The sequence below is a fragment of the Blautia sp. Marseille-P2398 genome (genome assembly GCF_964240315.1).
Taxonomy (GTDB): Bacteria; Bacillota; Clostridia; order Lachnospirales; family Lachnospiraceae; genus Blautia_A; species Blautia_A wexlerae.
Genome location: NZ_CAXSTD010000014.1, coordinates 57,174 through 83,089, shown reverse-complemented (window position 1 = coordinate 83,089; position 25,916 = coordinate 57,174). Strand labels below are relative to the sequence as shown.

Annotated in this window: 20 protein-coding genes; 2 read left to right on the top strand and 18 right to left on the bottom strand. The window is 40.6% G+C overall.

The annotated features are described in order from the left end of the window. The first annotated feature begins 405 nt into the window (after positions 1–405). Positions 406–552 (top strand): hypothetical protein, encoded by a 147-nt coding sequence (locus tag ACESZG_RS15150; protein WP_008705017.1) that lies wholly within the window; start codon positions 406–408, stop codon positions 550–552. On the opposite strand, the gene ACESZG_RS15145 is transcribed toward ACESZG_RS15150, so the two are convergent. From ACESZG_RS15145 to ACESZG_RS15060, 18 genes are all read right to left on the bottom strand, one after another. After that, the gene (locus tag ACESZG_RS15145; protein ID WP_195990486.1) at positions 537–1,865 is read right to left on the bottom strand and encodes a phosphodiester glycosidase family protein; all 1,329 of its coding nucleotides are present in this window, start codon (positions 1,863–1,865) and stop codon (positions 537–539) included. The two genes, ACESZG_RS15150 and ACESZG_RS15145, sit on opposite strands and share 16 nt — an antisense overlap. A gap of 62 nt (positions 1,866–1,927) precedes the next feature. Beyond that, positions 1,928–2,905 (bottom strand): DUF2971 domain-containing protein, encoded by a 978-nt coding sequence (locus tag ACESZG_RS15140; protein WP_373218673.1) that lies wholly within the window; start codon positions 2,903–2,905, stop codon positions 1,928–1,930. A gap of 270 nt (positions 2,906–3,175) precedes the next feature. Next, a complete protein-coding gene (locus ACESZG_RS15135; RefSeq protein WP_118338699.1) occupies positions 3,176–3,361 on the bottom strand; it encodes a hypothetical protein in 186 nt (61 codons plus the stop codon). A gap of 117 nt (positions 3,362–3,478) precedes the next feature. Beyond that, the gene (locus ACESZG_RS15130; RefSeq protein ID WP_081017093.1) at positions 3,479–4,342 is read right to left on the bottom strand and encodes a YitT family protein; all 864 of its coding nucleotides are present in this window, start codon (positions 4,340–4,342) and stop codon (positions 3,479–3,481) included. A gap of 136 nt (positions 4,343–4,478) precedes the next feature. Continuing rightward, on the bottom strand, positions 4,479–5,336 hold the full coding sequence (locus ACESZG_RS15125) for a class I SAM-dependent methyltransferase (protein ID WP_008705027.1): 858 nt from the start codon (positions 5,334–5,336) through the stop codon (positions 4,479–4,481). A gap of 679 nt (positions 5,337–6,015) precedes the next feature. Next, on the bottom strand, positions 6,016–7,038 hold the full coding sequence (locus ACESZG_RS15120; protein WP_008705029.1) for an ABC transporter permease: 1,023 nt from the start codon (positions 7,036–7,038) through the stop codon (positions 6,016–6,018). After that, positions 7,038–8,093 carry an ABC transporter permease gene (locus ACESZG_RS15115; protein WP_008705030.1) on the bottom strand — a complete coding sequence of 352 codons (1,056 nt, stop codon included), beginning with the start codon at positions 8,091–8,093 and terminating at the stop codon, positions 7,038–7,040. The genes ACESZG_RS15120 and ACESZG_RS15115 overlap by 1 nt, the downstream gene beginning before the upstream one ends. After that, positions 8,093–9,613 (bottom strand): sugar ABC transporter ATP-binding protein, encoded by a 1,521-nt coding sequence (locus ACESZG_RS15110; RefSeq protein WP_008705031.1) that lies wholly within the window; start codon positions 9,611–9,613, stop codon positions 8,093–8,095. The genes ACESZG_RS15115 and ACESZG_RS15110 overlap by 1 nt, the downstream gene beginning before the upstream one ends. 189 nt (positions 9,614–9,802) lie before the next feature. Next, entirely contained in the window at positions 9,803–10,861 is a 1,059-nt protein-coding gene (locus ACESZG_RS15105) for an ABC transporter substrate-binding protein (RefSeq protein WP_008705032.1), read from the bottom strand. Between the two features lie 403 nt (positions 10,862–11,264). Further along, positions 11,265–12,716, bottom strand: coding sequence for a sensor histidine kinase (locus ACESZG_RS15100; protein WP_008705034.1), 1,452 nt, complete (start codon positions 12,714–12,716; stop codon positions 11,265–11,267). A 3-nt stretch (positions 12,717–12,719) separates the two neighbouring features. Next, the gene (locus ACESZG_RS15095; protein WP_373218669.1) at positions 12,720–14,366 is read right to left on the bottom strand and encodes a response regulator; all 1,647 of its coding nucleotides are present in this window, start codon (positions 14,364–14,366) and stop codon (positions 12,720–12,722) included. A 263-nt stretch (positions 14,367–14,629) separates the two neighbouring features. After that, positions 14,630–15,979 carry a radical SAM protein gene (locus tag ACESZG_RS15090; RefSeq protein ID WP_118331569.1) on the bottom strand — a complete coding sequence of 450 codons (1,350 nt, stop codon included), beginning with the start codon at positions 15,977–15,979 and terminating at the stop codon, positions 14,630–14,632. A gap of 71 nt (positions 15,980–16,050) precedes the next feature. Further along, positions 16,051–16,632, bottom strand: a complete 582-nt coding sequence (locus ACESZG_RS15085) for an HdeD family acid-resistance protein (protein ID WP_008705039.1) — start codon at positions 16,630–16,632, stop codon at positions 16,051–16,053. A gap of 255 nt (positions 16,633–16,887) precedes the next feature. After that, on the bottom strand, positions 16,888–17,445 hold the full coding sequence (locus tag ACESZG_RS15080; RefSeq protein ID WP_022381285.1) for a TetR/AcrR family transcriptional regulator C-terminal domain-containing protein: 558 nt from the start codon (positions 17,443–17,445) through the stop codon (positions 16,888–16,890). Between the two features lie 197 nt (positions 17,446–17,642). Continuing rightward, positions 17,643–20,408 (bottom strand): glycoside hydrolase family 3 C-terminal domain-containing protein, encoded by a 2,766-nt coding sequence (locus ACESZG_RS15075; RefSeq protein WP_373218666.1) that lies wholly within the window; start codon positions 20,406–20,408, stop codon positions 17,643–17,645. A 162-nt stretch (positions 20,409–20,570) separates the two neighbouring features. Continuing rightward, positions 20,571–21,461, bottom strand: coding sequence for a carbohydrate ABC transporter permease (locus tag ACESZG_RS15070; RefSeq protein ID WP_008705044.1), 891 nt, complete (start codon positions 21,459–21,461; stop codon positions 20,571–20,573). A gap of 10 nt (positions 21,462–21,471) precedes the next feature. Continuing rightward, entirely contained in the window at positions 21,472–22,377 is a 906-nt protein-coding gene (locus tag ACESZG_RS15065) for a sugar ABC transporter permease (protein WP_008705047.1), read from the bottom strand. A 63-nt stretch (positions 22,378–22,440) separates the two neighbouring features. After that, positions 22,441–23,919 carry an ABC transporter substrate-binding protein gene (locus tag ACESZG_RS15060; protein ID WP_008705054.1) on the bottom strand — a complete coding sequence of 493 codons (1,479 nt, stop codon included), beginning with the start codon at positions 23,917–23,919 and terminating at the stop codon, positions 22,441–22,443. Between the two features lie 255 nt (positions 23,920–24,174). Here ACESZG_RS15060 and ACESZG_RS15055 point away from each other — a divergent pair, with 255 nt between their 5' ends. After that, positions 24,175–25,908 (top strand): sensor histidine kinase, encoded by a 1,734-nt coding sequence (locus tag ACESZG_RS15055; RefSeq protein ID WP_008705055.1) that lies wholly within the window; start codon positions 24,175–24,177, stop codon positions 25,906–25,908. Positions 25,909–25,916 lie beyond the last annotated feature (8 nt).

Below are 25,916 nucleotides of genomic sequence, written 5' to 3'. Positions count from 1 at the left end.
GTAAAGTAGGGTTGTCAAGTGTTTTTATGGAATTGTTAATATTTTACCAAAACAATCGTTACTGTTCCCTCTGTTCTCAGTAACGTAACCCAAATTCATTCCGGATTGCCGTAACATCTTTCTCTGATACTTATAACAAGCCTCGTAAATAATTAGCCAAAAAGCAAGTCGAAATCCCTCGAAAGTTTCGGCTTGCTTTTTTGAGTGTGACAGCGTATATTTAAATCAGTTAACAGATCTTTTAACTGTCTTAATTGTTCTTGTCAGGTCATCCTGATATCTTTTTATTACTCCTTATACAACATCCATTTTTATCCAAGTCAGTGAATGAGACAAGTCAGGCGGATAAAATCATCTGCTTCGCTGCTCAGTTCATAACCGAATGACTGTGAAAGGAGGTCATCCATGTCTATGTTTATCCACGCAATTATCGTAATCCTGCTTGCTGTGCTGGCTATGGGGATCGGGCTGCTGATTCTTGTGTGCTGGGCTTTGGCAGCATGTGCAAGCAGACGGGATTCTTATCTGGAAAAGGATTATCGGGTGAAATAAAGGAAGTCTGCGCATGGACGCTGAGTATTGCCGATAAGTTTATTCATTACTTTTCCATTAAAGTACAGGGTTGCAGAACCGCCTCCATCCAGGTTGTAAGCATAAGTACAGCCGTAGGATTTGAAAATATTCACCATATCCCAGTGATTAAGACCATTATAGCTGCCGGTATCTGTTACAAGGAGTACATAATCGTTGGGCTTTACCATTCCTACCGCTGTACGTGGATAATATTTTTCTGTTTCAGCCCATGGAAGCTGGGCTTCGCCATCTTTAATAAGAACCGGACCAAAATTATATGTATCTTTTACACCGGCTGCAAGAAGATTTTTTCCCATAAGTCCCTGTGCCGGAGTATAGATGGTTCCGTCTTTCTTTACTGCCATGACTGAATAACTGGTCATGTAATCACCATAGATAATCCCGTTTTTGATGCACATGCCAAGGGGGGATGGTTTTCCTGTACCATAGTCGAAAGCACTGCCGTTTACTCCGATAATGCCTCCATTTGAGGATACTGCATCAGAGGTTGTCTGTCGGGATCCGCCATAAGTTCCGTTGGAGAGGGCGGATTTCAGCTGTTTGGCATTGGATGTCTTTATATGCGCTACCCAGTAGGAAATTCCATGGACTGATTTGCGTTCAAGTTTAATATTAAGAGTACTGCTTTTGTATTCGTAAGTATTGCCGCTTTGAGTAACTGTTGGTTTAGTATTTGTCGGTTTAGTATCTGAAGATTTTACACGCTGCCCTTTGCTGTTTACATAATATTTACCTATCCAGGTATTTTTTGCCATCACTCCTGTTTTCTTGCTGAAATAGTAATAATATTTTCCTATCTTCTTCCAGCCCTTTGCCATGGTGGAATTGCTGAGGAAATAGTATTTTTTTCCATCCTGAGTAAGCCACTGCCTGGCAATTGCCACGCCGGATTTATTAAAGTAATAGGTATATTTATCTCCTGTAGCCCAGCGATTGCGGAACATGGCACCATTTTTACGATTGTAATAGTATTTATTACCGGAACGCTTCATCCACCCGGTGAAACGTTTGCCGTTGGCAATACTGTAGTAATAATAACCTTTATACTTAAAAGAACCGCAGATCAGACGCCCCTTTGAATTATAAAAATAGTAATCTCCGTTTATTTTCTGCCATCCCGTTTTCTTCGATGTGATGCTGACGGAGGTTCTGTCCTGTTTCACATATGTAGCTGCATTTACGGTAACTGCACGCATACTGATGCCTGCTGTCAGAAATAATGCCAGTATCAGAAATACCGCCACTTTTCTGAATGGTAATTTTCTTTTCATGTCTTTCATCTGCCTTTCCATGATGTCTGATATGCCCATATAAGGGAATTGCTATAAATATATTACCGATATGTCCCATGCGATTTCTTTACCCGACAATTCGACAGACCGAGCGTTGTCAGATAATATTCCATGTCTCTCTCTGACATCAGACACTTTGGCCCTATAACGAGTTCTTTTATCAGCTGGTCAAGGCAATCTGAAAAATCAAAATCCACATAAGATATCAGCTGACTTTCTTTTACATAGTAGGAATAGTTATATAAACGTGCACCGAGAGAAAGTTCAACTTCTCTTCCCATCAGAAACTGTTTCGGCGAAAACTCGCACAATCGGATTTCGCTTTCCTCTCTGAAAAACGGATTTTTCATGTAAACAGATTCCTGAAATAATTTCAAAAACTTTTTCTCAAAACAGTTCATGACTTTATCCAGTACTTCTATTTCATAATCTTGCTTTTCCTCAATGCTTTCCCGACATTGTTCTTCTTTCTGTAATATCTTCTCGATTTCATCAACCAATTCATGCACTATCTGATGTACAACTTCTCTCTGCTCTGTTTCAGAATAACTGATCTTATGTAATGACACAATTGACGGCTTTGAAATCTCCGGAGAAACCGTTACAACTTCTTTTAATACATCCAGGTCAAATCCGATGGCAGCTCCGCGCCCGTCATCCGCATATCCCCGCCACTGACTAAGCAGATCATTCTGATACGAAAAACAGGTTACATAATATCTGAAGTCTGCATGATTTTCATTGAAAAATTCATCTGTAAACAGTTTCACATATCCCATCAATCTCTCTGATGAAATCTTTGATCTGAATAAATCTGAAGCATTTTCATAAGCTCTTTTAAATTCCGCGTCATAATACCTGCAGATCCAGCTGATCTCCATGGAATCATTGGATTTCAGAATATTTGTCAAACGGAGGGAACGATTTTTCAAAATAGAATTCAATGATTCTAAACTGCAATAGTGATATACGATCATATTTTTTTCTTCTCCTGTAAATAATTGTTCTTTTGTAACCATTCAAAATTCTGCCATCCCCCAAAAAATTCTATAGCAAAGTTCATCAGCAAAAGAACTTACGGAAAGTTTATATCAGTAAGTAACAGAATTATTATATCAGATACATCTTATGAATCTGTAAACTTATAGCAACCCTCGTAAATAATGCATATTGATTAAGAGGCTTGCTATAGAAAAACATTGCTTATACTTATAATATAATAACTGTTTTTTATAAAGAAATCCCCATCCACTGTTTATTATTTTGCAGCAGATAGGGATATGTTGAGGTTAATAGTTATATGCCCCCTCGTAAGCATTGCACCTGTCTAATTTCCGTGACTGATTCTGACAGGAACTGCATCTGTCGCAGAACTCCTGCTCATAACAGGTGGAACAGGCGCATGTCCTGCAGGCTTTGCGGTCATAGCCTGAGGTATTGCTGTGAGGAAGTGTGCTTTCTGCTGTATTACCCATATAAATCACCCTCCTTGTGTGCCGGTTACTGTTCATCCAATCTTAAGTAAAGTCCCGTGAACGAACAGAATTCCCTGTACCTTGTATTATACGCTCACAGAAAGGGAATACAAGTAATTAATAATCTGTTTTCTGGTAAAATCTTCCGTTTATGTAATCGGTTTTGATAATATTTACAAAAGCCTTCGGATCGATCTCATGTACCTTCTTTACCAGATATTTTGCTTCTTCTGTAGAGACTACAGAATAGATCATACTGGTCTTCTCGTCTGTGTAACATCCGGTACCTTCAAAACGTGTCGCCGTATGATTGGTAAGTTTGAAAATCTCCTCATAAATCTGATACGGCTCCTTCGTGATAATGAACAGCGTATGCTTCTTATATCTCTGATGCAGCATCTGAATCACCTGAGTAGAAGTAAACTGGAAGATAATAGAGTAAAGCGCTCTGTCCCATCCAAAGAGCAAACCTGCCACTGTCAGGATCACTGCATTTCCACACAGGATATAATTCCAGATATCCCTGCCATTTTTCTCGGAAAAATAAATCGCAATAAAGTCCGTTCCACCTGTACTGGTATTACCGATCAGACAGAGACTGATACAGAAGCCATTGATCAGACCGCCAAAGATACTGATCAGCAATGTATCATAAGTGATCGGCTGACTGGGAATAATATCTGTAAGCAGACCGGAAAGCACGATCACACAGACAGAACTTATCGTAAATTTCTTTCCGATAAATTTCAGACCAATAAATACAGGAATAGAGTTCAGCAGTACATTAATCAGCGTATACGGAACTGCAATCCCCATAAATGTCTGAAAAATGTTCTGGAGCAGCAGAGTAAGTCCTGTAAATCCTCCCGGAAAAAGACCGCCTGCACGAACAAATGTCTTAATATTCAACGCCATGATCGTTGCAGCCAGAACCGCACAGCCGTAACGCTTGGCTTCATGTTTTAAATTAAGTTCCTTCATAATCACGTTTCCTCCCATCTCGCCAAACAGTTCAAATTGAACTCATGTGAAATTGCTTTTCACAATCTCTGCAGGAGACTTAACTGATTCGGCTAAAAAGCAGTTTTCCGTCAATGACAAACAAAAGGAAACCTTTCTACGCCTCCCATCTTCCAGAAGCACCACATGGAAGAACCAGTCCGTTAGAGCTTACCGGAAGCCCGATCTCCTGAGAGTCCACATGCCCGCCGAACTTTTTCAATTCAGTAGACAACATATAAGTAAGAACTGCCGGTGCCAGACCTGTTGTATAAGAATTTATCAGGAAAAACAAAGGCTCATCGCTGAGAATCTTTGTACACAGCTTAATCAGGTCATGGATACAATCCTCAATCTTCCAGATCTCCCCCTTCGGTCCACGTCCATAAGAAGGCGGATCCATAATGATCGCATCATAATGATTCCCTCTGCGGATCTCACGCTCAACAAACTTCACACAGTCATCCACCAGCCAGCGGATCGGAGCATCTCCCAGACCGGAAGCAACCGCATTCTCCTTTGCCCAGGTAACCATACCCTTAGAAGCATCCACATGAGTAACAGAAGCTCCCGCTGCCGCTGCCGCCAGAGTCGCACCACCTGTATATGCAAAAAGATTCAACACCTTCACCGGACGTCCCGCATTGCGGATCTTATTGCCAAACCAGTCCCAATTCACCGCCTGCTCCGGAAAAAGCCCGGTATGCTTAAAACTAAAAGGTTTCAAATTAAAGGTAAGTCCCTTATAATGAATATCCCACTGCTCGGGCAGATCAAAAAACTCCCATTCACCGCCGCCCTTCTTACTTCTGTGATAATGCCCGTTCATATGCTTCCAGCCCTTATTCACCTTCGGCGTATCCCATATAACCTGCGGATCCGGCCTCACCAGAAGATAATCCCCCCAACGCTCCAGCTTCTCCCCACAGGAAGTATCGATAACCTCATAATCTTTCCATCCATCTGCAATCCACATTGTATCATAATCCTCCTAAAATAAACGCATAATAAGTTACGATTGTACTACACATTCAACCATTAGTAAAGCCACATTTCTCACATAATTTCAATAATATCAAGATCAAAATCCCCTTTAACCTTAACATCATTCATTGCTTAAAGTATAAAATAAAACTCCCCCCATGGCAAGCAAACCATCATAATTCACAGTTATAAACAAATAAAGCATTACTGTTCACTCCGTTCTCAATAACACGCTTCGCAGGATATTACTAGCGAACAATAATAATAAAGTATCGATACTCACGTTCAAGTTAATAACATCATCCTCTTCGCAACCTGCCCATACCCCAATATCTTCTCCACAGTTTATCAGAAATTTACTTGCTTCGCTCTAAATCGTTGCCAGTACCCAGCGCGAAACAGCATCTCTCTGTGGGTGAATCTGGAGGGGGCTTAGTAACTCTTAGGCGGAGAAAATCCGCGTTATGAAGAAAAACAGCAACCTGTCTGAGCGAAGTCGGAGGCGGAGCGAGTTTTGCGTTTTTCTTCATGCTTTTAGCGGATTTCCTCCACCTTAGAGTTACTTAGCCCCCGGAACTAAACCCACAGAGAGATGCTGTTTCGCGCGTTCCTCTACAAAAAAAACAAGCCAAGACTCCCAAAAGTCCCAGCTTGTCTCATAATACAACCATTTATTTCGCTTTCTTCTTCATAGAAGCCACAACAGACTGAATAACAATAAAGAAACAAAGCAACGCAGAAAGAATAATTCTTGTCCACCAGCTTGACAAAGTACCCTGAGTAGTAATCAAACTGGAAATCGTACCCTTAATCAACACACCAAACAAAGTACCAATCGGAGTACCAACACCACCTGAAAGAAGCGTACCACCAATAACCGCTGATGAAATTGCATCCATCTCAAGACCCTTTGCCTGCTCAACGAAACCTGCACAACTGTTCAAACAGAACAGGAAGCCACCAAGGCCTGCAAGAAAACCATCCAGAACATAAGCATTAAAAATAGTTTTCTTAACATTCAGACCCATCATTAATGCACTCTGACGGCTACCGCCGATCGCATAAAGCTTACGTCCAAACTTACGATATTTCAGAAGAACCGCGATCAGAATTACAACAATCAGAGCAATCACAACTGTCGGCGGAATATAAGCCGGAATAAATTTACCCTTCTTACTGGTTGAACCAAAAGGCATATAGAAACGGTAATTTGCCCATTTCAGGAATAACTCATTCTTGATAGAAATCATATCAGTACTGATGATAGCTGTCAGACCACGTCCGAAGAACATACCTGCCAGAGTAACGATGAATGGCTGGATATCCAGATAAGCTACCAGGAAGCCCTGAACAATACCAAAAGCAACACCAATAAGCAGTGCAACTAAAACTGCTGCATATGCGTTCACACCTTTGTTCTCCATAAGGTCTGCAAGAACCATACATACAAGTGCAGTAACAGAACCTACGGAAATATCAATACCACCGGTGATCATAACGATTGTAAGACCACACGCAATAACCAGAAGACCCGCATTAGATACAAACAGGTTCAGAAACATCTGAGGTTTTGCAAAACCTTTATCAGCAAAAACAATCATACCTGCAACATACATTACTACAAATAATGCGATTGTGATCAGAAGCAGGAAGCCATTTCCCGTTATTTTCTTTTTCTGTACATTTGCTTTCATTACTTCTGACCTCCTTCTGCTGCCACACTTCTTTTAGCCTTTAAGTTGGCAATATATTTCTTAAATACATCACTCTGCAGTGTAACGATGATAACAACTACGATTGCCTTATAAACAGGAAGCTGGTCTGCTTTTACGTTCATCGCATAGAGTGTTGTGGTCAGAGCCTGAATAGTGTAGGCACCGATTACGGAACCGATCAGGCTGAATTTACCACCACCAAGGAAGTTTCCGCCAAGCGCAACTGCAAGGATGGCATCCATTTCCAGGTTAAGACCAATGTTGTTTGCATCTGCAGAGTAGATACGGCTGGATGCCACAATACCGGCAATACCAGCCAGTACACCACAGATAACATAGGTAAGGAATTTAATCATCGTAGAATTTAATCCCACAAGACGAGCTGCCTTTCCATTGATACCAACACTTTCAATGTAAAGCCCAAGAGCAGTCTTCTTCAAAATCAGGTACACAATAACAACTGTAATGATCGCAAAGAAAATAGGTGTAGGAATCGGGCATTTTCCAATATATCCACCAGCCATCTTAAAGGAATCCACACGAATATAAGTAATCTGTCCGTTTGTGATCAGCTGAGCAATACCACGACCGGCTGTGTAAAGGATCAGAGTTGCAACCATTGGCTGAATATTCAGCTTGGAAACCAGAAATCCATTAAATGCACCACATAATGCAGATGCAAGAAGTGCTGCGATAACAGCCAGGATCACAGGATTCTGGTAATCATTTACAGAAACCTGTCCGCCGGAAAGAATCTGACAGCAGACAGCCGCTGCAACTGCCATGATCGCACCAACACTGATATCCTGTCCACCGGAAGCTGCTGTTACCAGTGTCATACCGATTGCAAGGATAACCAGCTCTGAAGCACGGTTAATAACATCAACAATGTAACCATAGAGTACACCGTTTCGGATTGATACATTAAAGAAATCCGGTGTTCTGATCACATTCAGCAAAAGTACTGCGATCAGACACACAATAGGAAGAAACAGACGTGCACTTGTTATTTTCTTTAATTTACTCTTATTCATTATTTATCGTCACCTCCGGCAATAGCTTTCATAACTCCGCTCTGGGAAAGTTCATCCTCTTCCAGCTCCCCTACCTTCTGGCCATCACGAAGAACTGCCATACGGGAGCAGGTGCGGAGCATTTCCTCAACCTCTGAGGAGATAAATGTAACTGCCATTCCCTGATCCGCAAGATCAAGAACCAGTTTCTGAATCTCTGTCTTAGTACCGATATCAATACCTCTGGTCGGCTCATCCAGAATCAGATAATCCGGATTAGTCAGAAGCCATCTTCCAAGGATAACCTTCTGCTGGTTACCACCGGACAGACTCTTAATCGGGGTTTCACGACTTGCTGTCTTAATCTGCAGTAATTTAATATACTTATCAGCAGCATCCTCCATTTCTTTCTTACTTAATGGATGGAACATACCGCGTTTAGCCTGGAGCGCTATAATAATATTTTCTCTTACAGAAAGATCTGCAATAATACCTTCTGCCTTTCTGTCTTCCGGAAGATATGCCATACCAAGTTTCATGGCATCCAGCGGAGTATTGATCTTTACTTCTTTTCCCTTTACTTTTAAAGTTCCTGTATCAGCTTTATCCGCCCCATAAATTGCACGAACCAATTCAGAACGTCCGGAACCCAGAAGTCCGGTAAGACCAATAACCTCACCTTTATTGATGGTAATATCAAACGGTTTGATCGTTCCCTTATGAGATAATCCTTTTGCCTCGATTACAGGTTCTGCATCTGTGATTCTCTTGTCTTTATGATCGCCTTTAATATCTGCAAGATCATCAAAATCCTTACCCATCATCTTGGCAACCAGCATTACTCTCGGAAGATCTTTCGTCTCATATTCCCCAACAAGTTCACCATTACGAAGAACTGTAATCCTGTCGCAGACTGCATATACCTGCTCAAGGAAATGCGTAACAAAGATAATACCTACACCTTCGTCACGAAGTCTTCTCATAAGTACAAACAGCTTTTCAACTTCATCATCATCCAGTGAAGATGTCGGTTCATCGAGAATCAGTACCTGGCACTTCATGTCCACTGCACGGGCAATTGCGATCATCTGCTGAATCGCAATGGAACATTCATCCAGCATCTGTGTTGGCGGCACATGAATGTCCAGGCTCTCAAGAAGTTTTCCTGAGCGCTCATTCATCTGCTTCCAATCAATCATTCCCATCTTTCTCGGTTCTCTGCCAATAAAAAGGTTCTCAGCTACAGTCAGGTTGGGACAAAGGTTTACCTCCTGATATACTGTACTGATACCATTTGCCTGCGCTTCCTGAGGCGAGTGGTTAATAATGGCATTACTGTTTCCAGCCATATGAATTGTTCCACTTTCAAATTCATGTACACCGGTCAGCACCTTAATCAGTGTTGATTTACCTGCACCATTCTCCCCCATCAGTGCGTGGATTTCGCCCTTTCGAAGGGTAAAGTCCACATGGGAAAGGGCACGGACTCCTGTAAAGTTTTTGCTGATATCACGCATTTCCAATACTACATTTTGTTCCATATTCTTTCCACCTGCTTTCTATACTGGTTTACCCCTCATTTACTGAAAAGCTTCAGCAAAGCGGGTATCTGTAAATCATTTCGGCATAAAGAGAGCGTGATTCATAAATCCGGGTTTCTCCGAATTATGAACCACGCTCCGGATTATTTATATTCCTTCTATTACACTTCTATTATTTGTTGTCAAAAATTAGTATGCACGTCCGTCAATAATTTCCTGTGTGATAGGTGTTACGTCATATTCGCCCTCTTCATCAAGACTGTTTACAGCTTTAACTTTATCAACTGTATCATCTGTAGCAAAGATTTCTTCATCTACATAGTTCAGTTTTTCAACTTCTTCACCAGCTTCAAGAGCTTTGATCAGTTCTTCTGCACGTGGTCCGTGTAATGGGTTACACTCAACATCGCATGCGATCTTGCCGGCTAATGTATCTGTTAAACCAGCATTTGTTGTATCAAAAGACATAACCATGATTTCACCGTTTGCGATATCAGATCCTACTGTTTTACCAGCTGCTTCGATAGCATCGATAGCACCGAATGCTTCGTTATCGTTCTCGCAGTATACAACATTAATATTGTCATACTGTTTCAGCATGGACTCCATAACTTCCTGTCCTTTAGCCTGTGTGAATTCACCGGACTGCTGAGCAAGTAAGTTCCATCCATAGTTGTCAACACCTTCTTCAAGGCCTTTAGAACGTCCAATCTGAGCTGTAGATCCGATTGTACCCTGGATATCAACGATGTTAACATCTTTTGCATCGATTCCCTTAGCTGTTGTGTATGCATTCAGCCATTCAGCTGCTTTTCTTCCTTCGAGTAAGGAGTCAGTTCCGATCCATGTTGTATATAAGCTGTCATCAGATACATCAACCATACGGTCTACGATGATTACAGGAATATCAGCATCTTTAGCTTCCTGGAGAACTGTATCCCAACCTGTCTCTGTTACAGGAGCTAAAAGAATGTAATCAACTTCCTGCTGGATGAAGTTACGGATTGCTGTTAACTGATTTTCCTGTTTCTGCTGTGCATCGTCAAAGATTAATTCATATCCGTTCTCTTCGCTGAATGTGGATTTCATGGATTCTGTATTAGCTGTACGCCAGTCAGATTCAGCACCTACCTGTGAGAAACCAACTGTGATTGTGTCGTCCGCTGCTGCTACACCCACTGCCGGAACAACGCTCATACCGCATACCATTGTTGCTGTTAATAAAGCTGACACTATTTTTTTCTTCATTTTGTAAATCCTCCCGATTCATTTAAGATGTCTTTATTATAGTAAAAATCCAGGAAAATTCCATAGAATATTTTCCGCAAAAAGTTTATTCTTCTATCATATTTTGTTCACAATTTATACAAGGTTTGTTTTTTTATTGTGGAAGTTGGATTTTTTATTGTGCATTATAAATATAGAAACAAATTATCATCTGTCTTTTATATTCACTTTGCACAATTCAGCATTAGTCGACATAATTCATACATTCCATTATTTGGCAGACCTTCGTAAGTCTCTATCAGCAGGCCATAAAACTGTTATTGGATATGAATAAACAATAAAATAATTGACTTTATCCACCTGAATACATAACAAAAGCTGCATATCTGTTAAGATTCTTAACTTCATGCAGCTTTTTCTTTGTTTATCTTGAATTGTTATCCCGGTTAATTTTTTTCGCCATATACACTTCCATAACCGTACCTTCTCCCTCTGTAGAAGAAATCTTCAGTCCATAACCCGGACCATAATAAAGTACAATTCTCTCTGACACCGCAGCAAGTCCGAACCCGGCACGTTCACCGGTGCGGATGGCTTCCTGTACTTCATAAAGACGTTCCGGTGTCATTCCCTGACCATTGTCAGTCACTCTCAGCATCATATCATCTCCCAGATTGAATCCTTCAATAAGAATCTTACCTTTTCCACGCTTATTCTTAATTCCATGATAAAGAGCATTCTCCGCTAACGGCTGCAAAGTAAGCTTCGGCACCATCACTTCATCCAGTTCCGGCGGAATATTAATCTCAAATTCCATAATATCCCTGTATCTTGACTGCTGAATCTCCAGATAACTCAATGTGTGGCGTTTCTCTTCCGACAGCGGAATGATATCCTTCCCCTTCGAAAGCGAAGTGCGGAAAAAAACAGACAGACTTGTGATCATATCCACTGCATCCTGCTGCATACCACCCTCCACCAGCCACACAATAGTGTCCAGTGTATTATACAGAAAATGCGGATTTACCTGTGCCTGGATCAGCTGCAGCTCCGTCATATGCTGTACCTCCTGCTCCTTACGCACATTCTCAAGAAGCCCTTCAATCCTTCCTGCCATCTTTCTGGTACCGGCATCAAGCTCCTGGATTTCAACACTGTCGGCAGATACTGCATTAATAGTTTTGTACTCTCCTTTTCCAACCTTCTTAATATTATGGAGAATTTCAGAAATCGGTTTGGTAATGCTGTATGTCAGACGGAAAGAACGCCGCAGCAGAATAGCCGTAGCAACCAAAATCGCCGCACACATAGTGATGATCGTCAGACGTACATTTCCAGCCAGCTGAGACTCTATCTGCACCAGTTCCGTCGCCTCCTGATAAATATAATTCTGCATTTCTTTCTCAAAGAGCGTGGTCAGGATTTCTGTATTATTTGCCACAAATTCCTGTCGTTCCTGATAATTCTTTATCTCAAGAAGCTGATTCATCCGTTTCTTAAGATTCTCCAGATAGTTAGTCAGATATTTCAGAGAACGCAGGCTTTCCTTCTTTGATGTGGTTTTCTTCAGACTCTCCACAGTACTGATTGCCTTGTCTACCTGCTCTGTCGGCAGCCCGTCCTTACCTTTTCGCCCGATAGTCACATAATAGATATCCATATCCACTTCATCTTTAAAGCTCATATCATTATTGGAATTTCTATAGTTTGCATTATATTCCGAACTCACCGCCAGATTATTAGACAACTGATTATATTCATTTGTATAATGCCAGAAAAAAACAAGAAGCACTATGATCAGAATTGTCATAGGGATCATAGTGCTCAGAAGCATCCACTTCATCTTTGTTTCCAGCTTCTCCTGTTTCTGCTTCATGAATCAGACTTCTCCTCTCGTCTTACGATACTCACTCGGAGTTATTCCCTGAGTTTTCTTAAAAAGATAGCTGAAGTAATGCGCATCCTTATATCCCACTTCCCCTGCAATCTCACTGGAACGTTTGGAAGTACAGCGAAGCAGCTCCTTTGCCTTGTCCATGCGAAGCGAAGTCAGATACTCAATAAATGTCTGTCCCATATTCTGACTGAAAAGCGCGCTGAAATGATTGGCACTCACATTCGCCGTATGCGCCACTCTATTCAGAGAAATCTCTTCATCCATATAATGTCCATCTATAAAATCTGTTGCCTGCTTCAACACACTTCTGTTCTGACTGCCTGCATTTTCATCACGGATTGCAATGGCCCGTTTCAGGACTTCCTCTGCATATGCAACAGAAGCTTCTGTAGACTGGCTTGTCTTCTTCACAACATCATCTGTCTCTTCTCTGGACAATTCCGTATCATCATATCCAATTTTCTTAAGAAATGACAGTACAGAAAAACGCACATTCAAAACCACATAATTACGGAACACCAGTGATTTCATCGGTTCCCTGCCAATAGCATGGAAATAATCATGGACAAAACTGTCTACTTCATCTTCCAGACCACTGCTTAAAAATTTCTGAAGGATTTCCGGATTCAGGGCATTGATATTCACATTCTTAAGCTGAACAGCTTCTGTTTTTGAAGTATCTGCTGAATTCTCCTTTACCTGCTCAAGCATATTGTAATAAAGAATATGCCCGTCATACAGATAACGGAATGCATAAGTTCTTGCCGCCGTGTGATAACTCTGCTTAATTTTGCTCAGACGGTCTGCCTCCTCGCCGACTGCCACAAACCAGTCCACATTTGCTCTGGTTTCTTCCATGATCTTCTGAATTGTTTCCACACATTCGCATGTATTCTTCTTTATCGTGTCTCGCTGCCCCTTGACCAGAATCGCATAACTGAACACCTGATGTCTGAAAAGCATCGCAACCGGATGACTGAGGAAATAATTCTCAATCTTCTTATGTACTTCTGCCTCCCAGTCTGAATATCCTTCCGACGAATTATAACTGCTGTCTGAAGCATCCGGTGTAAAAATCAGAATATTATAAGCCTCTGCCACAATATCAAGATTCAAACGATCTGCTCTCCGATAAATCTCTTCCAGATCAAAGTCCGCCCTCACCAGAGATTCAAAGAAATCACGGCTCGCATTCCTCTCATACTCCTGCATCTCCAGTTTGAATTTCTCATAATATTCCTTCTGCGTCTTCTCATGTTCATAACGATTATGAATCTCCTCCAGACGCTCAATAAATGCATTCTTAGTAATTGGTTTCAGCAGATAATCCTCCACACCAATATTGATCGCCTGCTTCGCATAGTTAAAGTCATCATAGCCACTAAGAATCACAATCTTAATGTCCGGCAACTCCTTCTTCACCAATTTACATAATGTCAGACCATCCATAAACGGCATCTTAATATCAGTGATCAGAAGATCCGGTTTGCTCTTTAATATCAACGGCAGTGCCATCTCCCCATCAGATGCTTCTCCTGCCAGTTCAAACCCATACTGCTCCCAGGGAATCATCTTCTTAATCATCTCTCTGATCACAACTTCATCCTCTACCAAAAAAGTTTTTAACATCCCTACTCACTCTCTCATACTAAAAAATCTACAGCAATCCTCTTAAATACATTATTTACGAGAACTTCTACATATCCATCATACAGGTTAACACCATAACTTTAATACATGTCGCACACTCAGGCAAGTTATTTTTTAAATGCTTCGCGCGTCCCCTTTCAAAGACGAGAAAGTTCCCCATCCGGACAGGGGATGACCGGACAGGGAACTTTCTCTGATAACTTTGGCTAAATTTTGAGTTAATATTTTTTCTTATTATTAAGTTACTTATTTTTTACAGGAAATAATTCCTCAGCTTTCGGTGCCCAATGCTCTGCATAAGCATCACACTTCGCACAGAGATGCTCCACAGACTCCGGAGATTGCAAATCTGTAGACTTCGCACCGGATTCTTCAACCATCTTACGAAGCTTCTGCGGATTCTCAAGCATCGGGCATGGACGAAGCATATTTTCATTAAACGGCTGACCGTCATGATATGCCATGAAGATCGGACTCTTCAATGCTTCCAGCAGAGTATTTTCATAAATATTTGCATTAGAATAATGGATAAATACACATGGGTCTACATCACCATTCGCATTGATATGAAGGTAACGTCTTCCTCCTGCAATACATCCTCCTACATACTGCGCATCATTCTGGAAATCCATTCCAAAAATAGCTTTTGTAGAACGGTACTCTCTGATCTTGTGATACATCTTCTCACGCTGCTGTGGATTCGGCATTAATTCTACTACAGCGTCATTACCTGTCGGCATATAATGGAAAAACCATACAAATAATGCACCACAGTCAATAATGTGATCAAAAAATTCCTCGCTGCTTACACTGTCCACATTTGCAGAAGTATAACAGGTAGATACACCAAACGGAAGTTTATGAGCTTTCAGAAGTTCCATTGCATGCATAACTTTCTGATATACACCTTCTCCACGACGTCCGTCGTTTGCTTCCTCAGAACCTTCCAGGCTGATTGCCGGAACAAAGTTCTTAACACGAAGCATTTCCTGGCAGAATTCTTCGTCGATCAGTGTACCATTTGTAAAGGAAAGGAACTCGCAGTCCGGATATTTCTCGCAGATACGCATCAGGTCTTTCTTACGTACCAGCGGTTCACCACCTGTATATATGTACATATAAGTTCCCATTTTTCTGCCCTGCTCTACAATAGAACAGATGGTGTCAAAATCAAGATTCAGTTTGTGACCATACTCTGCTGCCCAGCATCCTGTACAGTGCAGATTACAGGCACTTGTAGGATCAAGAAGGATTGCCCATGGAACATTACAGTTGTTCTCTTCTGCTGTTTCTTCCTGAAGTGCACTTCCCTTTAAGCTGGCATTGATAATAAAGTTTGTAAAGAATGCTTCACGTACTCCCGGATCCAGCTCATAAATCCTCAGGATCAGTTTATACCAGTTGCTGTCCTTATCCTGAATCGCATTACGGATTGCATTTCTCTGTGACTCATACCAGCCATCCGGTACAAATTTATCTACAAGTTCCATCAGTTTCGGTATATTTACTTCCGGGTCCTTCTCCAGATAACTCAGACCTGTTTTAACTGCTGCTGCAAGTGCAGCCTGTTTTGCTTTGTCCATTAACTTCATGTTATTGCTCCTCCTTGTTGTAATGTGATATATATAAACACCTGTGTATCAGGTATATTTTTATTATTTTATCAATATTCATCCATATCTATGATATCCTGTTTCTGGTTTTTAATAATTTTTACAGTGTAAATCGCCACACAAAGATTCAGAATTCCCTCAAACAGAACCGAAACACCAACCAGGATCATCATGATCTCTGCTGCCTCAAACGGCCTTATCAAAAGTAAAAATCCCAGAACACCTGTCAGAATCGCTACCAGGAGAATCCTCCACCAGAGATTCAGCCCGAATTTCTTTGCATCTATCGACATCTGAATTTTAAATAATGCATCCGCAAGGATCAGAAGTCCAAAGATTCCAAAGATCAGATTCACCACTACATTCCTGCGTACTATAATAATAATTCCTACTGCTGCCAGCAGCACTCCAAAGGCAAGATCAAACTGAAATGCCAGACAATAGATATCTCTGGAAAAATATCCCAGAATCTTTATCAATCCGTATACAATAAGCATAATCCCTACTGCTGTACAGAAAACTGCCATCGAACAATCCGGCCAGATAATCAGACAGGCACCCAGAACCATAAATAATACAGACATAATAATATAACCATTCTTGGCTAATTTTAACTGCTTCAGTGCATCCATCCTATTGCTCCTCCCTTCTGAAATATACCCGAACCTGTGACTGTCAGGCTCTTGTTTTCATCTCTTTATGGCTGCTATTATAGCTGTGATTTTTTTAACAATAAATAGACAAAAAAAAGCCCATGTCCAAAAAACAGACATAAGCTTAATTTTGTATAATATGAAAATTAAAGGAATTACCTATAACGCTTCTCTCAGATAATACATTTAAGAGAATTGCTATAATAAATATCAGGAACAACAGGTATTTTCACTCTATTCTGATCTGTTCAATACCGCATGTAGCTCCGGGTGCTTTTCAAAAAGCCGGGAAGCCTGACGCATTTCTTCTCCAAAATCAGATTTCAGATTATTATCCAGCCACTCCATCAGAAATCCCATAAACAGACACTTATAATATTGAATCAGAATCCGGATTTCTCCCTCATCAAGATCAAACTGATCTGCATTTTTCCGAAAATATTCCATAATAATATAGTTGGAAATCTCATTCATATAAAAAAGGAACGTATCTTTTTTCACTGATCTGTAAACATTAAACATAACCTTTCTGTTATTTCTCACCAGATCTGCCATTTCTTCCATACATTCCAGAATAGAGGCTCTGTCCTGTGGGTGTTCCAGAATCTCATCCCACTTCTTTTTCAAAATAAACTCCACTACATCCGGAATATCCTTAAAATGATAATAAAAAGTATTTCTGTTTACACCACATCGTTCCACGATATCCTTCACCGTAATCTTAGACATGGGCTTTTCATCCAGCAATTCTGTAAAAGTCTTTGCAATAATTTCCTTTGTAAAACCTGACATATTATCTTTTCCTCATCACTCTTAACACTGTTCTAATCATCAGTAACACTTTTCCTCTGAACAGCCCGCTCCGCATTAAAAAAGTCCACAGATAACCACTTTTATAAAGCAATTATCACTCATCTTTCGCAGGTTCTGAGTATTTTCATAATTATGCCATAAAGGATATAGTTTTGCAAGCGTTTCTAAAATTGGTCTTACCTATTCGGAGTCAGCACAATTTCTTTAATTTCAAGATTATCCGCACCATAATAAAATTTGATATAGTGATTATGACCAAATCCCATATTCAGGATGCGGCTTTCTTCTACCCATTTTCCATTGGTTCCCTGTACTGAAACAGTCATCTTATGAATATTATCCAAAAATACAGAAACCGGAAGCTGAGCCAGCTCACTAAGATCAGATTTCAAAGTAAACTTCATTGTGAAATCACCCATGAACTCGTTAGTCACAGCAATCACATCTGCCTTTCCCTTTGCAGGATGTAATAATGCACCGTCAATTACAATTTTCTGTGTCACCGAATCACTTTCAATACTTACCAGACTTCCGGCATCCACATCGTCCTCTTCCTTTGTATTTATAGCCTCCAGCTCTTCTTTACATATTCTGTCTGTCAACAATAAAACAGAAGGACTTTTTAACAGAAATCCCAGGATATTGGCTGCATTCCTCTGCAATTCTCCCACAGTAATTTTTCCTGCATGAAGCATTTCCTCCACATCGTCATTCTCCGGATTGGACTTCGCATCACTCACTACCATATAAATATCATTCTGGGCAGCTACCATAGGAGCTTTCGCAGTTACCTCTGCCTGATGACCCTCATAATTGGACTTCGCCCACCAGTCAGTCATGACAATACCCTGAAATCCCCACTCTTTTCTCAGAATGGTTGTACACAGATCATAGCTACCTGCAGTCCAGAGCCCATTTACACTTCCATAAGTAGTCATTACAGAACGTGCACCCCCCTCCTTTACTGCAATCTCAAATCCCTTCAGATAGATTTCTCTCAGACATCTCTCAGACATAACAGAATCAGAAGTACTTCGTCCCACTTCCTGATTATTTCCACAGAAATGCTTAATCGTACTTCCAATTCCGGATTTAGCCATTGCCTTCACCTGAGCCGCACAAATTCTTCCTGTGAGAAGCGGATCCTCAGAAATATATTCAAAATTTCGACCATTCAGTGGATTCCTGTGAATATTCATACCTGGTCCCAGCAGGGAATCAATCTTATTCAGTCGAAGTTCCCTCCCTGTCATTTCATACAGCTCACCCACAAGCTCCGTATTAAAAGTACAGCCCAGCAAAGTTCCATTTGGCAGAGAAAACGCTTTCGTACCGCAATCCATACGAATCCCTGACGGCCCATCCGCGCAGCATCCCACCGGGATTCCAAGAGCCTTCAAAGACTCTGTCACACCGCCAAATGCAGCTGCAGTTCCAGCAGTGACCTTTGGACTGCACATTCCTTCACCGCGGAACATGGCAATCAGATCCGCCTCACTGATCTGTGCCACAAACTCATCCATAGAAACTTTTTTATCCAGTACATCTGCCAGCTTATAGCCTTTATCTCCCGTATACTCCAGAGTCTTCGGCATTCTTTCCTCTCTGCGTTTATGTGGATCTGCTGTGCGGACAGGAACCTCTTCTGTTACTGCCTGATAAGTTCCATCCGCTCTCAGAACGGCTTTCATTCTCCGGAATTTCTCAATCGGTGCATATGCCTCCTGTAACTGTTCTATTACACGTAATTCTTCTTCGTAAATTCCTGCTGATTTCGCACTTCTTACATCACTGCCTGCAAAAATTTCATAAGTTCCCTCTTCCAGAACATAACAGGATTTGTGTCCTGTCACTCCACTGTCATCATAAGAGGCCATATCATATTTGGGAATGATGATAACAAGTTCTTCTTTTTCACCCGGTGCCAGTTCCCGGGTTTTTGCAAATCCGATCAGCTTTCTTGCCGGATTTCCAAGTTTACCCTGCGGTGCTTTTACATAAACCTGTACAATCTCTTTGCCCCTCACATCACCGATATTGGTAACCGTCGCAGCCACTGTGAGTTCATCCTCAGTATTCTTAAAAATCTCCGCCTTTGTCTCAAAATTCGTATAGGACAAACCATATCCAAACGGATACAGCACCTTATCCTTCGCAAATGTCTCAAAATAACGATAACCCACATAAATATCTTCCTTATAATAATTCTTATATGGATCACCAAAATTCTCCGTAGACGGATAATACTCAATCCTCTCAGCAATGGTATCTGTCAGCTTCCCACATGCACACACTTTACCGGTCAGCACATCAGCCACACCATTGCCACCTTCCTGACCACCCTGCCATGCATACAGCACAGCCTGAGGATGATATTTCTCCACCCAACTCATATCAATAATATTTCCAACATTCAGCACCACAACTGTGCACTTACTCACCTCACAGACCCGGCAGATCAAATCCTCCTCCGTCTCCGTCAGACAATAGCTTCCCAGATTCGTATTATTATCCTGATCTTCACCTGCAGTTCTTCCTATAATAACAAGCGAAACATCGTTGCTACGTGCGCAGTCCAGCATTTCCTCTGTAACTTCCATCTCTTTCTGAGACCACGGAACACGACCCCATCCCTGACCTTCATCATAAGGATTCTCTTTAATCCAGTTTGCATAAATACCCAGCAGTTTCTCATCCAGTTGAATCTCTTTACACTCCTTCAGCGCATCCAGAATTCCCACTACATATCTCGTATTCACCAGACCGCCGGAACCAAGTCCGCTTTTATAATAATGAAATGCCATGCGGCCAAAAACAGCCACACTCTCTCCCTCTCTCAAAGGAAGTGCCTGCTTCTCATTCTCCAGAAGTACACATCCCTCTGCGGCTGCCTGTCTCGCCAGTGTTGCATATTTCTCTAAATCCAATTTATAATCGTTCATGTTTTATCCTTTCTTTCTGAGAACAACATCTCTCAAGCGATGCAATGATCGTTCCGACCGTTTTTCCCCAATACTTTCTATTCCCCATCTTATCAGAAAAAATCTTTGCTGAAAACACTAAATATTTACAGGAAAATAATCCACCTTTCCTTCAAAACATCTTCAGCCTTTTACGGCACCAAGCGCGATACCTTTGGTAAAATATCTCTGTAAAAACGGATACAGGCATAAAATCGGTAGCATTGCAACAAACGCTATTGCCATTCTGACAGATGCAGATGGAATATCTGCAATTGCAACAGTTGACGCACCAGAAGCATTCTGTGTCAGTGCTGTCAAATCTGAAATCATCTTATTCAGAAGGTTCTGAATGCCATATAACTTCGTATCTCTAATATAGTACAGACCATTTGTCCAGTCATTCCAGTATCCTAATCCGGAAAGCAGACCCATGGCAATAAGAATGGGTTTACCCAGTGGCAATACAATTTTGAAAAAAATCTGGAATTGACTTGCACCGTCAATCTGAGCTGCTTCAAAAAGTGCATCCGGAATACTGGTTGCAAAGAATGTACGAATCAGCATAACATTCATAGCACTCATCAGAAGTCCCGGCACAATATATGCAAGCAGTGTGTTATTGATATGGAAAATTCCTGTATACATGAGATATGTAGGAACCAGTCCACCATTAAATAACATGGTAAAAAATATGTAGAAATTCAGGATTCTTTTTCCTGGAAGATTTTTCAGGGAAAGCGGATACGCCAACAATGCAGACATTGCCACATTAATACTGGTTCCTATTACAGTGACCAGTATTGTAATTCCATATGCCCTGAATACATTTGCAGCATTATCCCAGATAAACTTATAGGCATGAATACTGAACTCTTTTGGAAAAAAGGAATATCCATCTCTAACCAGAGCACTTTCAGAGGTAATAGATGACATAAATAACAAGATAAACGGCAATACAATACAGATTGTAACCAGTATCATGACCGTATGTGCCAATCGTTCAAATCTTTTTGCACTTTTGCTTCTAACCATTTTTTACCTCCTAGAACATTGCATTTTCAGGGCTTAATTTGCGCACAACCACATTTGCCAGCAGTACACAGGCAAATCCGACAATGGACTGATAAAAGCCTGCCGCTGAAGCCATTCCGATATTTCCGGACTGAAGCAGTGCCCTGTATACATAAGTATCGATTACATTGGTGGTATCATAAAGCTGACCGGAATTTTGTGTAACCTGATAGAATAATCCAAAATCAGAATAGAAAATTCTTCCAATGTTTAACAGTGTCAAAGTGATTACAGACGGCATGATCGATGGAAGTGTAATGTATCGGATCTGTTTCCACTTTGAAGCTCCATCCAGTTCTGCAGCCTCATAAAAAGAAGGATCAATTCCGGAAATACTGGAAATATAAATCAGGCATCCATATCCTACACCTTTCCATGTATTTACGATAACCAGGATCACAGGCCAATATTTGGATTCTGAATACCAATTAATTGCTTCTTTCCCGAAAAACGGAAGAATTGTCTTATTCAGCATTCCATTATCCCCACTGAAAAAGGCAAAAGTGATATAACTTACAATTACAATAGACATAAGAAACGGCAGTAAAATTGCACTTTGATAAATTGTTTTGCATGCCTTGCTCCGAATATCACAGATAAAGATGGCAAATGCAATTCCCAGAATCAGGTTGATGATAATAAATACAATATTATAAAGCAACGTATTTCTTGTAATCGTCCACGCATCATTAAACAGATAAGTAAAATTGCTGAGACCGGCCCATGGGCTGCCAAAGATTCCATCTACCACGTTGTAATTTTTGAAAGCAACCACAAGTCCTGCCATCGGCATATAATTATTGATAAAAAGATAAATCAGCCCCGGTGCCATCATCAGATAAAGCGGTACCCATCTTTTAAATTTTGCTTTTTTCATAAATTTTTCCTTTCAATTATCTGGAATATAACAGGGGATGCATAGCGGCATCCCCTGTCTGTGTTATTTATTCTCTTCCAGCCACTTGTCCAGCTGTTCCTGTTTGGTGCTGATCACTTTCTCAATTCCTGCTTTCTTCAGTTCCTCAATAAATTTCGGAAGTGTTTCTTCAGGATCTACTGTACCAGAACCAAGAGCAGCTGCATATTTTGCTTTTACATTACTCAGTGCAGCCAGTTCGTTTGCAACACTTGTAGAATCATAGGTAAATCCGAATGCTTTTGATTTGATTGCACTCTCATTCAGTGCCTTTGTTTCATCCCAGATATCTGGTGAATCACCCTCCCAGATATGCATTTTAAACTGGTCAAATAACTGCCATCCTTCTGCCAGATGATACGTGTTGCTGTCATCTTTTCCATCCGGATAGTTAATGATATTATTTTCAGCATCTACAACTTCGTAATCAACACCTTCTTCCCCCCAGTTCAACAGGTTCAGAATATCTGCATTTCCATATAAATAATCCAGACACTGCATTGTTTTATCTTTATCAGCAGAACTTGAACTGATGCCATAAGTCAGGTAAGAAATTTGTGCAGTACCAGCCCATGGTTCGGAAATCGGAGCAATCTCCATCTCTGTTCCGCAAAGTAAAGCGGCACGGGTATCATATCCTGGTTTGTTTGGTGCAAGGTAAGAAAAAGCGGCACCTGCTTTTACCTGATTCTCCGCACTCTCTGTTGTGGTTGCAGCATCTTTGGACAAATAACCTTTTTGCTGCCAGTCATACATTGTTTCTACAAACTCTTTATATTCATCTGTCTCATAATAATCTACAACTGTCGTATCCTGACCATGATCCATCAATACACCAAATCCATCAGTAAGTGTATCATTCATTTCATATTTGGTATCCGGTGTTGCACTGTTATTGCTTGCCATCATGACCATATCTGGATATTTTTCTTTCACAGTTGCATAAACGTCAGTCAAATCTTTATAATCTGTGATAGAAGATACATCAATTCCACACTCATCCAGAATATCTTTTCGCATAATAACAGATGACTGGCAGAACCATTCGCGTCCTGTTGTCACACCGTATACATAATTTCCGATATTTGCTGCTTTCGCAGTATCACCAAGCAGTTCTTTAATATTATTGCCATATTTGTCGATATATTCAGACATGTCAATAACCTGCTTCGCATTCACCATGGAATTAACCTGTTCCACCAGGATTGGTACAATGTCCATCTTTTCTCCACCGGATAGAATCAGCTTCATTGTTTCCGCATAGGCACCCCAGCTGATCGGTTCGATATCGAGTTCCATATTGATATCTTTCTTCATAATCTCATTGATTTTCTTCTCGATGCGATCTGTATCTTCCTCCTTATCTCCAATATAAGCCATTGTAACTGTATAAGTCTCATCAGAAGAATCTTTAGCCTCTTTTGAACCGGAATCGCCACAGGCAGTCAGCCCCATAGAAGCCAGTACCATAGCCATTCCCGCTGCAATCACTTTCTTATTCATCCTTTTACCTCAATTCTTTTCCTTTTTAATTTTTTTTGATGTATACATCTCTCTGTCTGATGTTTCTCATTATACAGATTTTCCAGTATTTTAATAGTAAAATAACGACCTCACACTTTCCGAAATCCGATTTCTTTTTTCATAGCTTGTCTCTTTTGTTGTATCAAAAGGTCGGAATATTATTATCTTTTTATCGGATTTTTGTTATAATTGTTTTCATCATAATGATTTTATAATATTTCAGGAGGTATTTATATGTATTCCAGACATCGTGTTGCCGGATACTCCATTGATCATGTCATAAAATTTTTGTTTTTTCTGCTGGTTCCGGTTGTAATCCTGGATATCATGATCAGCTGTTTTGTCATTTTTTCCATGCGTTCCCAAAGTATTCAGTCCCTGCAAGATACAACATCCCTTTATGCTTCGCAAATCGACACCGTACATATTTCCATCAATCGCTATTTAATCCGGCTCCTGACTGAAAATGACGATGCAGATACTCTGTTGGAAACACAGGACAAACTGGAATTCATTTCATCCGCAGAACGAGTTCATAATAATATTGATATTTTTCTGGAATCTTTTGAAAAAGGATATCAGATTTTTCTATATAATTCAGAGAATGAACGGATGTATCGTCCTACAGAAATTTTTCAGACACTTACTCAGAATCAGCTCGTACTGCTGAACAAGCATCTGATCCAAAAAATAACTGCGCCCAAAACAAGTTTCTACACGGATGCCTGGGAAGTACTAATGTTCGGAAAGAACGTATATTTTTACAAATCCTTTCATACAGGCTCCCACTACGCCTGCTGTTTTATTCCTGCTGACAATATCATTCAGCCACTAAAAAACATAATTAAAGAAAAAGACGGTTTCATTTCTCTTACCTCGCAAAACGGAACCGTACTTACTAATAAAGAACTGCTGAAGCAACACCATATTGAATTTTCAAGAAAAAGCAATTCCGATTCTTACGAGACTTATAATAAGGGAAATAATCTGATTATCAGCGGTGCTCTGATTATGGGTGCTTTTTATCCTCAGATTATTCTCAGCAAATTCAGGGCTTATGAAAAAATAATCCTGCTTCAGTTTATTCTTGTACTGGCAGTCCTTCTGGTCGCAGTTATCCTGTTTACTTCCATTTTCTATATGAAGAAACACGTTCTGACTCCGATCAAGCTCTTTTTAGAAAATCTGGCACATCTGGATGATTCTGCAGAAACCATCAGTTTAAAAGACACCAATCTTCTCGAACTTGAGCAGGCGAACTCCCAGTTCAAAAATCTGATGCGCCAGATCAAAAAACTGAAAATTGACATTTACGAAAAAGAACTGGAAAAACAAAAAACAATGATGAATTATCTTCAGCTACAGATCCGTCCTCACTTTTTTCTGAACTGTCTGAATACCATTTACAGTATGGCACAGACGCAGCTTTACGAAGAGATCATGAAAATGTCTATGATTACTTCCAACTATTTTCGATATATTTTCCAGAACACCCAGGATCTTGTTCCTGTAAAAAATGAACTGGAACATATAAAAAATTATATGGAAATCCAAAAGATGCGTTACGGAGATACGTTCTCCTATGAAATTCACGCAGAAGAAGGTACAGAAAACATACGAATCCCACCAATTCTGATCCAGACCTTTATAGAAAACGCCATCAAACACTCCAATACTTTTGATGACCCCATAATCATACGCACAGACATCGCCTGGATGACTGCCGGCGGAAATTCACATGAAAATATTCAGATTCAGGTCATGGACACTGGATGCGGATTCTCGGAAGACATCCTGCAATCCCTAAATTCTGCTATTCCTCTGGAACCTCAAAATGGTCACCGTATTGGAATTACCAATGCCATCCAACGTCTGAATCTGCTGTACGGTCAGGGAGAAGCGGTCATTACTTTCTCAAACCTCCCGTCTGGGGGTGCCTGCGTAACCATCCTTCTCCCTGCAATCTGATCCAATTC